Below are 14227 nucleotides of genomic sequence, written 5' to 3' on the forward strand. Positions count from 1 at the left end.
TCATGCCCGCACGCAAACCACCAGCGGCCTGCCGTAAGAATGTTCGTAATCGCGGATCTGCCGGATCAGCAGCTCATCCAGCACGTACTCGGTGGCCAGCAAGAGCATGCCGTCCGGGCTGTACAGATCGCGTGAGAGCACCATGCCCACTTCCAGCTGGGCGCCACCCATGCGCTTTTCGAGCACGGGTTTGCGCGGGGCGCGGCCAACCAGCGTACCAAAAGCCTCGACCACTGCCGGGTCGTAGCGGAATCGGCTGCCCTCGAGCACCCAGCCTTTGGCCTCGTCCACACTCATGCGTTTGATGCTGAGGGTGCCGAGCTGGGCCGCGTCGTAGTCATTGGCCAGGGCGAGGATGCGCGCGCCCAGCGGGATCTTGTCACCGGCCAGACCGTCGGGGAATCCCTGTCCATCCCAGCGCTCATGATGGCTGCGGATGATCTCGGCGACCCCGCGCAACTCGGGCATCGACATCAGGGCGGCGGCGCCGTTGAGCGGGTGTTTGCGGGCGACGCCGATTTCATCTGCGCTCATGTGGCTGATGGGTTTGGTCAGCAGCGGGTCCGGATAGCCGATCTTGCCGATGTCGTGCAGCAGCCCGGCGAGCAGTATCTCGTGGGTCTCGGCGGGGGGCACCTTCATCTTTTCGGCCAGATGGCGGGCGACGTCGGCAACGCGGCGGCTATGACCGGCCAGTGCCGGCGCACGCATTTCGATCAGGTTGGAGAGGATCTGCACCGAGGTGAAGAAGGTCTTCTTGAGCTTCTCCATGGCCAGCGAAATTTCCTGATTGGCGATCTGCAGTTCTTCCGTGCGGATGCGAACCTTGTCTTCCAGCGTCGCGTTGAGCTCGCGCAGGCTTTCGTTCTGGGCCTGTGTCAGGGCTTCGAGGCGGTTTTTTTCGCGCTGCAGGCCGCACAGCTCCAGCGCCTGGGCCAGGGTCTTGAGCAGCTCGGTGTCGTCCCAGGGCTTGGCAATGTAGCGGTAGATGCCACCTTCGTTGATCGCGGCAATTGCCGAACTGACCTCGGCATAGCCCGTGAGCAGCAGGCGCATGGTGGCAGGCCAGCGTTCGCGTGTCAGGGCCAGCAGTTCGGCCCCATTCATGCCGGGCATGCGCATGTCGGAAATGATCAGGTCGACCGGCTGGGCTTCGAGCAGCGTCAGTGCGGCGCCGCCGCTTTCGGCCGTGAGCACGCTGTAGCCGGACGGGCGTAACAGGCGGCGCAGGGCACTGAGCACGTTGGGCTCGTCGTCGACGAGCAGGATCACGGGGGCTACGGAGAAGCCGGGAGGATAGGTCGGGGCGAAGGTCCCGGGTTCAGTCATGTCGCCTGCCTCGTGAAGGTATGGGGGTGAATTCTGACCTGCCCGAACAGCCGCGCGCAGCCTGCCTGTGCGGGCAGGGTGTCTGGAGAGACACGCCAGAAGCGGCTCTTGACGATGCTCTTGCAGATGATAGCCACCATCGAATTCATGGCGCCCCCTCGCCGGTATGTGGCGGGTGACGGGGCTTGATCGGCAGGATGATGCGTACGGTGGTGCCGGCCCCGGGGGCGCTGTCGATCTTGATGTCACCGCCGTGGCGCTGCACCGTACCGTAGGCGACCGACAGGCCCAGACCACTGCCGGCGCCTACCGGCCGGGTGGTGAAGAACGGGTCGAAGATGTGGGGCATGTTATCGGCGGCGATGCCGCATCCCGTGTCCTGGATTTCGATGACAACAAACTCGCCGTCGCGTTTCGTCCGCAGCGTGATGCGGCCGCGATCTGCGATGGCTTGCGCGGCATTGAGCAGCACGCTCATGAGCACCTGGTTGATTTCGGAGGCCAGGCAGAACACGCCGGGAATGTCGCCGTAGTCGCGCTGCAGCTCGCAACGCCCACTGAACTCTCGGCTGAGTACATCCAGTGTGCTTTCCAGACAATGATGCAGGTCGATCTCGGACCACTGGTATTCATTGCCCTCGCGTGAGAAGTCCTTGAGGCTTTTGACGATCTTGCGCACGCGCTCGACACCCTGGCGCGATTCGCTGAGCAGATCCTGCACGTCGTCACGCAGATAGGCATAGTCGATGGATTGCTTGAGCAGAGCCAGTGGCGCCAGTCGTTCGGCGGGAATGCTGCCGTCCTGCTCCAGCGCTTCGTAGTGTTCGATCAGGCGTAGCAGGGCATGAACGTGTTTTTCCAGACTGCTCAGGTTGGAGGAAACGAAGCCGATCGGGTTGTTGATTTCATGGGCCATGCCCGCGGCAAGCTGGCCGACCGAAGCAAGTTTTTCGTTTTGCAGCAACTGGCCATGGGCCTTGTCCAGACGCAGATTGAGGGCGTCCAGATCCTGAAAGGCTTTGAGCAGTGCTGCCTGACTGCCCTTGCGCTCGGCGATGTCGCGGAAGATGACGATTGCGCCACCCTGCGCGGGCAAAGGGTTGGCGGTGAGCTCAACGTCCAGCGCGTGACCATCCTTGTGCCAGAACACGTCTTCGATGAAGCAGAAGGCGCCGCCACGGGCGAGCCAGGCGAAGGGGCTTTCCGCCGCCGGGTAGGGCGAGCCGTCGCGACGCCGGGCTTGCAGGCAGGTGTGAAGGTTTTGCGTGATCAGTTCATCCGCGCCGTAGCCCAGCAGATAGCACGCGGCACGATTGGCATAGGTGATGGCGTGTGTGGCATCCAGTGCCAGAACACCTTCGGTGATGGTGTCGAGGATCTGCAGCATGAAGGACTGCATTTCAGCCGTGACGGGCGCCTCCCTGTTCATGTGGAGACCTCCGGAGGCTGGCGCATGTGCTCAACCATGTCGAGAAAAGTGCGGGTGCGTGCTTCACCGAACCGTGTCGCCAGATGGTGCCGGGCACCCGTCATGGCCTGGCGGAAGGGCGCCCGCTCCGGCAACACGATCTGCATGCCGAAACCAAGCAGCTCCTCCAGTTGTGCCGCTTGTTGCGACCGTACCAGCGAACACATGGCCCGGGCTGCGTGATGCGACTCTTCACTGATGATCTGCTGGTGCTCGGTGCTGAGTGATTCGAAGTTCTTGCGGTTGACGATGTGCAGCATGGCGCCGTAGCTGTAGTCGAGCAGTGTGAGGTGACACTGGTTTTCGTAAAGCCGGTAAGCGCGGATGATGGCGACCGGATTCTCCTGGCCATCGACCAGGCCTTGGCGGATGACCGAGGCGAGCTGGGCGAATTCGACGATGACGGGCACGCAACCCAGCGCAAGCATGGCCTCTTGGTATTGCAGGATCGGCGGCACGCGGATGCGCAGTCCGTGCATGTCATCCGGGTTCAGGATGGGGTGGCGGTTGTTGCTGATCTGGCGAAAGCCCCATTCCCAGCTTGAAAGGCTGTGCAGGCCGCGCTGTCGCAGATCGGGCATGGCCCAGTCGGCAAACGGGCCATTGAGCACGCGGTCGGCGTGGGCCAGATCGTCGAACACGAAAGGCATGCCGACGCAGCCGAATTTGGGCAGCAACTCGCACAGGCGATCCATGGGCGCTAGTGCCATGTCGGCCTCGCCGGCCATGACCATGCGTAGCATGGCCGGGATATTGCCCAGCGCACTGCCGGGCATGTCGGCAATGTTCAGCAGGCCGCCGCTGCGCTGGGCAACGCGTTCGCCAAACTGCTGGATGGCAAAGCGGGTGGCCGGATCGTCGCCTGTGTGGTGCGCGAGCAGAAGGGTCTTGAAGCTGCTCATGACGGGCTGGCCTCCTCAGGCGCGGTTTCGGGCTGGCAAACCGGCAGGGTGATCCTGAATGTGGTGCCTTCGCCGGGCGTAGAACACACTTCAATCTTGCCGTGGTGCTTGTGCACGATGCCGTAGGACAGCGACAGGCCAAGGCCGGTGCCTTTGCCCACCGGTTTGGTGGTGAAGAAGGGGTCGAAGATGCGGCTCATCACCTCCGGTGACATGCCACAGCCGTTGTCGCTGATCTCGATCCAGACATGTTCGTTTTCAGCTCCGGTACGCACGCGGATCGTGCCGCGCGCCTCGGGCTTGATGGCATGCGCTGCGTTGACCAGCAGATTCATGAAGACCTGGTTGAGCTGCGAGGGCAGGCACTGGATCTGCGGCAGCACGCTGAACTCGCGTACCACATCGGCCTTGTATTTGATCTCGTTGTTGACCACGTTGAGCGTGGACTCCAGACCGCGGTGCAGATCAACCCATTGCCAGTCGGCGCTGGCATCGACGTGGGAAAAGTCTTTCAGATCCTGCACGATCTTGCGTACCCGTTCGATTCCCTCGCGCGATTCGCGCATCAGGTCAAGCAGGTCGGTTTTCAGGTAGTCCAGATCGATGCTCTGGCGTAGCGTGGCGAGTTCTGCGCGCAGGCTGTCATTGCAGATGTCCGGCTCGGCCTGGACGTAGGCGTCGATGAGCCTGAGCAGGTCGGCGAGGTAGGTCTGCAGGCTGCCGAAATTGGAGAATACGTAGCCGATGGGATTGTTGATCTCGTGCGCCACGCCGGCGGCAAGCTGGCCGATGGACGCCAGTTTTTCGTTCTGTACCAGCTGCTGCTGACTCTGTACGAGGCGATCCTGGGTTTCGTGCAGCTGTGCATTGAGCGCGGTGACTTCCATCAGATGCTGCTGCATCTCGCCTTCGATCTGTTTGCGCCGGGTGATGTCGAATTCGAGTGCGGTTTTGGCTTCGCGCAACTCGCGGGTGCGCTCGGTGACCAGTTGTTCGGCGGCCTCGCGGGCGTTGCGCAATTCCTTTTCGGCGGCTTTGCGATCAGTGATGTCGATCAGGGTTTCGATGGCGCCGATGATCTCGCCGCCCGCATCGCGCAGCGGGGTGGCCGCCACATGCATCCAGCGCGCCGGGATATTGCCATGCTCTGCAACATACAGTTCGGCCTCGAAAGCGCCGTCCGTGGCGGGCGATTTCCACAGGCGCCCGTTGAATTTCTGGCGCAAGCCGTCTTCGTCAACCGGATTCATGACCCAGTCTGCGAGCAACTGGCCCTTGCCTGCGCCCAGAGCGCTGCCGGCGTCGTCGCTGCCGATCAGATGGTTGGCCGGGATGCCGGTGATCACTTCGCAGGCGCGATTCCAGTGCGTGACGCAGTGGTCCTTGTCGAGAACAAAAGTGCCGACCGGATAACCTTCGATGATTTCGGTGAGCAGTTGCAGCATCGATGCTTCGGCGCCCTCGGCGCGCATGCGCGAAGTGACATCGGTACAGGTGGCAATCTGGACCGTGCGGCCTTCGAAGTCGGTGGGCTGCATGCTGACTTCAAACCAGCGATCGCTGCCGTCCTTCATCGGCCAAGGCAAGGCGTCGGCCCAGCTCTGGCCGAGGGTGAAGTCGATCCACGCATCGCCACCGAGTTCGCGCAGGCTTCTGGCCTGCAGTTCGCGCAGGTTCATCCCGACTATGCGGGAGAATTTGGTGTTGGCAAACAGCACCGACTCAGCGTCGATCACGAGGATGCCGACATCGACCAGATCCAGCAGCAGGAAGCTTTGCCAGTGCAGGGGCTCCAGATTCTTGATCATGTGTGCGGGCCCGGATAAATGGCGATGAGCTGCCCCTGCCTGCGGTGTGAAAGGGTTTGCCGCTGCACGACATACGTCTGATCCTGCAGCGCGACGGTGATGCGCTCCGGGCTCGGGGCGTCGAGCAGGGCCGCTATCGGTGCCGGCAGCATGGGGGCGGCGGGTTTGCACAGGGTCAGCGGTCCTGGCAGCAGTCCCAGTGCAGCCCGGTTGGCGAATACGAGCAGGCCGCTGTCATCAATGCCGAGAAGCGCTACAGGCAGGTCGTGAACGATTTCCTGCAGGTTCTGCAGGGCATCCTGGGTAAAGTCGGCGCGTTCGGCGAGTTGCTGGTTGGCGTGGGCAAGCTCTTCGTTGACCTCGACGAGCATGGCCTGGAGCATGCGGTTCTCGTCCTGCACCCACTTGTGGCTCAAGGCTTCCTTGATCGACAGGCGCAGGATTTCGTCGTCCCAGGGTTTGGTCAGGAATTTGTAGACCGCCCCGTCGTTGATGGCGGCGGTGACGCTGTCCAGATCGGTGTAGCCGGACAGGATGATGCGTACGCTGTGCGGGCTCAGTTCGCGCGCCTTGCCCAGAAATACGGTGCCGACCATGTTGGGCATGCGCTGGTCGGAGATGATGACGTCGACTTTCTCGGTGGCCAGAATGTCCAGCCCGGCCTGGCCACTGCCGGCACACAGGAGGTGATAGCCATCCTTGCGCAGCAGGCGGCGCAGGGCGGCAAGAATGTTTTCTTCATCATCGACCAGGAGCAGGGTGCTGGGCTTGATCTCGATGCTTGAGTTTCCCGGCCCTTGAATGGTTTCCATGAAGCCCTCGCTGAACTGGATTTCATCGGGGCGACGACCCTTCACCGGGCATTCCCCTGTGGAGGTTTATCGGCTCAAGCGGCGGGGACTTGAAGTCCCGAAGAGGCAGGCCTGCCTGAGCGGACAGGGTTGAATCCGAGGGGCGTCAGATGCCCCCGCGGCATGCCCGGAAAGCCGCTTCTGGCGGACCTCTCCGGGCTGAGTGGCTGGAGAGTGTTGTCAGAATGGGGTCTTCAGGCATGCACGCTGAAGGCCCAGTCTGGATGAGGGTCTCCAGTCAGGGCGTGTTGAACATAGGTCTTTCTGGACTATTCCCCGAACACCTCTCGCCATAAGTTCTGTACGGGGATGCGTGCGCCTTCCAGGCTGTCGTCAAAGACCCGACTGCGCTGCTGGTTAAGACGCAAGCCGTGCTGGGCGTGGCGCATCGCACGATAGGCGTTGGCACTGCCGCTGGCGAGCGCCTCCGGGATCAGGCCGGCCGTGGCCGCGCGGCCGAGCAGGGCGATGTTGCCCTTGTTCTCGGTCAGCTCCGGATGGGCGTGGGCGTGGGCCAGCACGAGGTACTGCACGATGAATTCCACGTCGATCAGGCCGCCGGCGTCGTGTTTGAGCTCGAAGCCCGCGCCCTTGTTGGCAAACGATTCGCGCATTTTCTGGCGCATCGCCAGCACGTCGCTGCGCAGCTTGTCGGTATCCCGCTCCTCGCGCAGCAGGGTGGTCCGCAGGGCTTCGAATTTTGCGCCCACCTCAGGGTTGCCGGCGCAGAAGCGGGCGCGGGTCAGCGCCTGCAGCTCCCACATCCAGGCTTCCTTGCGCTGGTAGTGTTCAAAGGCTTCGAGCGAGACGACGATCAGGCCCGATTCGCCGTTCGGGCGCAGGCGCATGTCGGTCTCGAAGAGGTGGCCGGCCGCGGTGCGGCTGTCCAGCCAGGTGTTGATGCGCTGGCCCATGCGGGCGTAGATCACCTGGCATTCCGGATCGGGGTCGTCATGCACGAACACCAGATCGAGGTCCGATGCGTAGCCCAGCTCCTTGCCGCCGAGTTTGCCGTAGCCGAGGATGGCGAAACGGTGCTCGGACGTGTGGCGTTTGGCGCGGCGCCAGTTGAGCCGGAGGGTTTCTTCGAGCACGGCATCGGCCGCCGCCGAGAGGTGATCAGAAAGCCGTTCGACGCTGAGCTGGCCGGCCAGGTCCTGATTGAGCAGGCGGAATACCTGGGCGTGGTGGTGTTCGCGCATCACGTCCATCTGGCGCTCCACGTCGTCACCGAGGCTGTCCATCGCCGTGCCGAGCTCACGGGCAAATTTTGCCCAGTCCGGCTCTTCGTTCAGCGAGCGGTTGTCCAGCAGTTCGTCGAGCAGCAGGGGGTGGCGGGTGACGAAGGTGGCGGCCCAGCTGGATGCTGAGGCCAGCTCGACCACGCGGGCCAGCGCCTGCGGATATTGCTGCAGCAGGGCGAGGTAGGCCGAGCGGCGGCACACGGCTTCGAGCAGATCGACCATGCGGGCCAGCGCTTCGTCGGGATTGGGGCGGGCGGCGGCGAGCTCGAGGATGCGCGGCATCAGCGCATCCAGCCGGCTGCGGGCTTCGTCGCCCATGCTGCGCAGGCGGGCGCTGGTGGAGAAGGCCTCAAGGCGGGCCGCACTCTCCTTGGGCTGACGGTAGCCAAGCTCGCCCAGGCACTCGCAGGTCGGGCCGGCATCGCAGGCCCCCAGCCAGATCGGTTCGAGCCGGTGCTCCTGGGCCACCGGATCGGCGAAGACTTCATCAAAATGCAGACCAACCCGCTGGCGAATGGCGTCCAGCGCGGCTTGCAGGGCAGGCACCTCGGAGAAGCCCATGGCGCGCGCCAGACGCAGCATGTCCTCTGCAGAGTCAGGCAGGCTGTGGGTTTGCGCGTCGTCCAGATACTGGATGCGGTGCTCCAGACGGCGCAGGAAATCGTAGGCAGCATTCAGTTCAGCCACCGTTTCCGCGCTTAGCTGGCCACGCTGGACCAGCGCATCGAGCACGCGCAGGGTCGGGCGGATCTGCAGGCCGGAGTCGCCGCCGCCACGGATGAGCTGGAACACCTGGGCAATGAACTCGATTTCGCGGATGCCGCCCGGGCCGAGCTTGATGTTGCCGGCCATGTCGCGGCGCGCGACCTCCCGGCGGATCTGGGCGTGCAGGTCGCGCATGGCGTTGATGGCACCGAAATCGAGATACTTGCGGAAGATGAAGGGGCGCGCGATGGCCTTCAGTTCGTCGTGGCGGCTGCCGGTGAAGGGGCGCGCCTTGATCCAGGCGTAGCGCTCCCATTCGCGACCCTGGGTGATGAAATAGTTCTCCAGCATCTCGAAGCAGGCGACCAGCGGGCCGGAGTCGCCATTCGGGCGCAGGCGCATGTCCACACGGAACACATAGCCATCCCCGGTGAGTTCCGAAATCGCGCCGATGAGCTGGCGGCCCAAGCGGGTAAAGAAATCAAAATTGCTGATGCTGCGAGCTCCGTCAGTATCGCCGTCTTCGGGATAGGCGAAGATCAGGTCGATATCCGATGAGACATTCAATTCCCCGCCACCGAGTTTGCCCATGCCGATCACGATCAGCTCCTGCACCTCGCCAGCCGCATTGCGCGGCAGGCCGTGACGGCTCGCCAGATGGGCGGTGAGCACGCGCTGGGCGGTGGCAACGGCCACCTCGGCGATCAGGGTCATGGCGCCGGTGACCTCGGCCAGCGGCGCCAGCCCGGCCAGATCACGCACCATGGTGTGTGCGGCGACCCAGGTTTTGAGCTGACGCAGGCGCGGCGCGAGGGTGGTTTCGTCGAGCAGGCTTTCGCTCAGGAAGGCCTCGAGATCCGCACGACTGAGTGCCCGTTCAAGGCTGTCGGTCAGGCGCCCGGTCAGCCAGGGGCGGGCGGCGAGCAGGCGTTGCAGATAGCGGCTGTGCGTGGCGGCGGCGTCGATCAGGGGATGGTTTTGGCTCATCGTGTGGAAATTCGCGTGCAAGTTCTGGTGACAAGGGTCCGAACGGCAGGTTTCTGAGCGGACCATGGGGTAAAATCGCGACCTGTTTCATCATGCCGCTTCGTCGCGCGCTGCGTCCAGCCCTTCATGGCCGACAATCCCGCTGATTCCCGCAAACTGTCTGATTGGCGTACGCGCCTTGCTGCTGCCTGTCATTGGCGCAGCCTGGGGCGCGCTTGCCTGCGCTGGCCATTGCATCTGCCGCGCCTGGCCTGGCGCGGCTTGTGGCTGGGTTTCTTTGTCCTGGCCATTGGTTTCCTGTTGCTGCGCTACGTTGCTGCACCGCAGATCGCTCAGCAACGCGATCGCATCGAGCAGGCCATTTCGCAGCAACTCGGGCTCAAGGTCGAGATCGCCGCGCTGGACGCCAACTGGAATGGTTTGCGTCCGGAATTGTCGATTCATAGCCTGCGCGTCTTCGATCATGAGGATCGTGTGGCACTGGAATTGCCCCGGGTCGAGGTGTCGGTGGCCTGGTCTTCACTGCTGTACCGCCGCCTGCGCCTGTACCGGCTGGAGGTGGTGAGCCCCGAACTGGATCTGCGTCGCGAGGCGGATGGGCGCATTTTCATTGCCGGTCTGCACATCAACAGTGGTGGCAGCGATTCGGGGTTTGGCGATTTTGTGCTCGACCAGCGCCAGATCGTGATCCGGGAGGCGCGTCTGGTGTGGACCGACGCGCTGCGCGAAGCACCGCCACTGGCGCTGGATCACGTCAATCTGCGCCTGGAGAATTCCGGCAACGAGCATCGCTTTGCCTTGCTGGCCAGCCCGCCGGCAGCCTATTCGGCGAACCTCGACATTCGCGGCGATCTGCGTGGCGAAGGCTTCAAACGGCTGGAAGACTGGCGCGGTGATCTGTACCTGTCGCTGGACGAAGCCGATCTGGCGGTGTGGCAGAAATGGCTGGATTACCCATTGGCCTTGCCACGCGGGCGCGGTGGCATCCGCACCTGGCTGAGCTTTGACGGCAAGCGCCTGGAAAGTCTGAGCGCCGATGTGGCGCTGGCCGATGTGGCGCTGCGCTTCGGCAAGGATCTGCCGCAGCTCGATCTGGTTTCGCTGCAGGGACGAGTGATGCTGAACGCCAGCGCGGATGAGGTCAATTTCAGCGCCGAGCGCCTGAGCCTGGCAACACATGAGGGCCTGCGCATCGGGCCGACGAAGATTGGCTTCCGCTATCTGGCCGGGGATGAAAAACGTCCGGCACAGGGCAGTTTCTCTTCTGGCGAGCTGGATGTGCGCGTGCTCTCGCAACTGGCCGCCTATCTGCCCTTGCCGGAGGACTCGGCCCGTCAGCTGGCCGAAGCCGGGCCCAGCGGGCGCATCGTGGACATGAAGCTCGACTGGCAGGGGCCGGCAGAGAAAATCGCGCGCTTTGAAGTGAAGGGCCGGCTGGATGATCTGGCGCTCAAACCGATGGGGCATTTGCCGGGATTTTCCGGCCTGTCGGTGCAGCTCAATGGCAATGAACGCAGTGGCGAGTTCCGCCTGAACGTCAAGGATGGGGCGCTGCACCTGCCGACGGCCTTGACCGAGAGCATCGAACTGGGTCGCCTTGATCTGGCCGGGGGCTGGTCTTACGAAAAGCCCAAAGGCAGTGCTCAGGAAGCGCTGACGGTGAAGATCGGCAGTGGCCATGCGGTCAATCCCTACGTGAGTGCCGATGTCTCGGGTTACTGGCAAGCCCGCCCGACCGGGCCTGGTTATCTGGATGTGCGTGCCCAGGCCAAACGTGCGCAGCTGGATGCGGTGTGGCGTTACATCCCGATCGTGGCGACGGAATATGTGTCGACCTGGCTGCATGAATCCCTGACCAGCGGACGCGGCGAGGATCTGCACTTCCAGCTGACAGGGGATCTGACCCAGTTCCCTTTCAACAAGAGTCCGGGCGTTTTCCGTCTGGAGAGCAAGCTGGTGGACGCGAAGCTGGAGACCTTTGCGCCGGGCTGGCCGGGGGTGTCCGCCATCCAGGGCAGTTTCGTGCTGGACCGCCAGCGCATGACCATCCGCGCCGAGCGCGGCCGCTATCAGGGCGCTGCGGTGCGCGATGTGAAGGTCGAAATCCCCGATCTGATGGAGCACGACAATCCGGTCTTGACCGTGGATGGCAAGGCCAGCGGCGCGACGACCGACTTCCTGCACTACGTGAATGCCAGTGCGCTGGCGCCCATGACGGGCGGCTTCACGCGTGACTTGCGCGCCAGTGGCAATGGCAATCTGGATCTGCATATCGAGATTCCTCTCAAGGATCCACTGCATACGCGGGTCAAGGGCGACTACCGCTTTGCCGGGAATACCTTGCGCCTGATTCCGGCCTTGCCCGAATTCAGCGAAGCCACCGGCACGCTGGGTTTCAACGAAAAAGGCGTATTCCTGCCGGGGGCTGACGCAATCTTTCTGGGCAAGCGGGTACGTGCCACCGGCGTGACCGAGGCGGATGGCAGTCTGCGCTTCGACGGTCAGGGCCAGATCACGGTAGCTGGGCTGCGGCGGCTGGTGCCCAACCCGACCTGGGATCACCTGAGGGGTGAAACGGCGGCCACGGCATTGATCCGCGTGCGCCACAATCTTGTCGATGTGACAGTGGACAGCACGCTCGCCGGCGTGAGCAGCGAATTGCCGCCGCCGATGGTCAAGGATGCCCCCGAGCGCTGGCCGCTACGCTTCAATGTACGCGCCGAGGGGCGCGACGGCAGCAAGGAGAGCACGAATACCTGGCGCGTGAAGCTGGATCAGCGCGTCGATGTTGCCTGGGGCGAGCAGTGCCACGAGCAGTGCGTGCTGACCCGTGGCGCTGTCGCCGTGGGTGAGGACGCCGTGCTGCCGGCGCAGGGCTGGCGTTTCTCGGCCATCCTGCCCGCTCTGGATGCGAGCCGCTGGGAGCCGGTGGTCGAGGACATGCTGAGCGGATTCGGTGAGAGTGCGACCCCCGGCACCTTGGCCATCGCGGCACGCATTGGCGATCTGGTCGCCGCCGGCCACCGTTTCCGCGATGTCAGCGGCAAGGCGTTGCGCCGTGATGGCAACTGGACCTTGCGGCTGGACGGGCCGGACCTGGCAGGGGATCTGAGCTGGAGCGAAAAGGGCAATGGCAGCTTGCGTGCGCGCCTGTCGCAGCTTTCCTTGCAACCGGTCAGTGGCGGCTTTGAACCGGAGTCGGTGATCGTGACCGGCAGCGGACGACCTTCGCGTCAACCGCCTGCGTTGGATGTGGTCGCCGAGCATTTCCGTCTGGGCAGCATGGATCTGGGCAAGCTCAGCCTGCAGGCGGTGTCTGACGACAAGAACTGGCAGCTCAGGAACATCAGCCTGAGTGCGCCGGACATGAATATCACCGGATCTGGCAGCTGGCAGCGCAGCGCGGGAACGCGGATCGAGTTCAAGCTCCATAGCGAAGATGCGGGCAGCATGCTCGGGCACTTCGGTCAGCCCAATGTGCTGCGCCGCGGCAGCGTGGATTTTGAGGGCAATCTGATGTGGGCCGGCTTGCCAACCACGCTGCATTACCCTTCGATGAATGGCAGCATGAAGCTCAAGGCCAGCGACGGGCAGTTCCGCAAGATGGAGCCGGGCGCCGGGCGCCTGATCGGCATCCTCAGCCTGCAGTCACTGCCACGACGCATCACCCTGGATTTCCGAGACGTATTTTCCGAGGGGTTTGCCTTCGACAATATATCGGGCGACATGAAGGTGAATGCCGGTGTGCTGCATACCGGCGACCTGGAAGTGCGTGGCCCGGCAGCCAAGGTTTTCATTACCGGCAGTACCGATCTGGCGCGCGAAACCCATGATCTGCATCTGCGCGTGCAGCCCACCCTGTCTGAAACCGTGGCCGTGGGTGTAATCGTCGGCCAGGCGGCGGTCGGCATTCTCAACCCGGCGGTCGGGGCCGCGGTATACCTCGGGCAGAAGCTCCTGCGGGACCCGGTCGAGAAGATCTTCAGCTACGACTATGCCGTGACTGGTTCGTGGGCTGACCCCAAGGTGGAAAAGCTTGAAGGGCGTTTTGATCTGCGGATCGACAGGCCCGGCGATTCCATGCCGACTGCTGATGAAAGCAAACCGAAATGAATGCCAAAGCCTGCAAAGTCGCCGCGGTGCAGTTGATTGCCGGTCCCGACGTAGCCGCCAATCTGCGCGAGGCCGCGAGTCTGATTGCCGAAGCCGCTGCGCAAGGTGCGCAACTGGTGTTGCTGCCGGAATACTTCGCCCTGATCAGTGCCGACGAAACGGCCAAGATCGGCATTCGCGAAACTCCCGGCACAGGCCTGATCCAGACCTTTCTTGCCGAAACGGCACGCCGTCACGCCATCTGGCTGATTGGCGGCACCCTGCCACTGGCCGCCAGTGACGCGGACCACGTTCTCAACACCAGCCTGGTCTTCAATCCGCAAGGCGAGCAGGTCGCGCGCTACGACAAGATCCACCTGTTCGGCTTCACGCGCGGCAGCGAAAGTTACAACGAGGCGCGCACCATCGAAGCCGGACGCGAGATCGTCACCTTCGACGGCCCCTGTGGCCGCGTCGGTCTGTCGGTATGCTACGACCTGCGTTTCCCGGAGCTGTACCGGCGCATGGGCGAAGTCGACCTGATCGTGGTGCCTGCCGCTTTTACCGCCACCACGGGCAGCGCACACTGGGAAGTCCTGTTGCGCGCACGAGCCATCGAAAACCAGTGCTACGTGCTGGCCAGCGGGCAGGGCGGTACGCATCCGTCCGGCCGTCAGACCTGGGGTCACAGCATGCTGATCGACCCCTGGGGCGAGATTGTTGCCAGCATGGCGAGCGGTGCCGGCGTGGTTGTCGGCGAGCTGGACCCTCAGCGGACTGCCAGTGTGCGTGAAAGCCTGCCGGCCCTCAAACATCGTATTTTTGACTGATTACAGGAAGC

The 14227-nt window shown here is 63.5% G+C and carries 8 protein-coding genes; 2 read left to right on the forward strand and 6 right to left on the reverse strand.

The features are described from left to right. The 6 genes from Q9Q94_RS12715 to glnE form a co-directional block, all read right to left on the reverse strand. Entirely contained in the window at positions 1 to 1329 is a 1329-nt protein-coding gene (locus Q9Q94_RS12715) for an HD domain-containing phosphohydrolase (RefSeq protein ID WP_305980455.1), read from the reverse strand. Positions 1330 to 1474: 145 nt separating this feature from the next. Continuing rightward, positions 1475 to 2758 carry a nitrogen regulation protein NR(II) gene (locus Q9Q94_RS12720; RefSeq protein WP_305980456.1) on the reverse strand — a complete coding sequence of 428 codons (1284 nt, stop codon included), beginning with the start codon at positions 2756 to 2758 and terminating at the stop codon, positions 1475 to 1477. Continuing rightward, on the reverse strand, positions 2755 to 3699 hold the full coding sequence (locus tag Q9Q94_RS12725) for a TRAP transporter substrate-binding protein (protein ID WP_305980457.1): 945 nt from the start codon (positions 3697 to 3699) through the stop codon (positions 2755 to 2757). Before Q9Q94_RS12725 ends, Q9Q94_RS12720 begins: the two co-directional genes overlap by 4 nt. Continuing rightward, positions 3696 to 5507, reverse strand: a complete 1812-nt coding sequence (locus Q9Q94_RS12730) for an ATP-binding protein (RefSeq protein ID WP_305980458.1) — start codon at positions 5505 to 5507, stop codon at positions 3696 to 3698. Before Q9Q94_RS12730 ends, Q9Q94_RS12725 begins: the two co-directional genes overlap by 4 nt. Next, complete coding sequence (locus Q9Q94_RS12735; RefSeq protein WP_305980459.1) at positions 5504 to 6364, reverse strand: response regulator; 861 nt, start codon at positions 6362 to 6364, stop codon at positions 5504 to 5506. Before Q9Q94_RS12735 ends, Q9Q94_RS12730 begins: the two co-directional genes overlap by 4 nt. 263 nt (positions 6365 to 6627) lie before the next feature. After that, positions 6628 to 9315 carry a bifunctional [glutamate--ammonia ligase]-adenylyl-L-tyrosine phosphorylase/[glutamate--ammonia-ligase] adenylyltransferase gene (glnE, locus tag Q9Q94_RS12740; protein ID WP_371929850.1) on the reverse strand — a complete coding sequence of 896 codons (2688 nt, stop codon included), beginning with the start codon at positions 9313 to 9315 and terminating at the stop codon, positions 6628 to 6630. Positions 9316 to 9420: 105 nt separating this feature from the next. On the opposite strand from glnE, the gene Q9Q94_RS12745 reads away from it, so the two are divergent. Together Q9Q94_RS12745 and Q9Q94_RS12750 are read left to right on the forward strand one after the other, a co-directional pair. Further along, on the forward strand, positions 9421 to 13407 hold the full coding sequence (locus Q9Q94_RS12745) for a YhdP family protein (protein ID WP_305980461.1): 3987 nt from the start codon (positions 9421 to 9423) through the stop codon (positions 13405 to 13407). Then, on the forward strand, positions 13404 to 14216 hold the full coding sequence (locus tag Q9Q94_RS12750; protein WP_305980462.1) for a carbon-nitrogen hydrolase family protein: 813 nt from the start codon (positions 13404 to 13406) through the stop codon (positions 14214 to 14216). The genes Q9Q94_RS12745 and Q9Q94_RS12750 overlap by 4 nt, the downstream gene beginning before the upstream one ends. Positions 14217 to 14227: the final 11 nt, after the last annotated feature.

The organism is Uliginosibacterium sp. 31-16, from assembly GCF_030730865.1.
GTDB lineage: Bacteria > Pseudomonadota > Gammaproteobacteria > Burkholderiales > Rhodocyclaceae > Uliginosibacterium.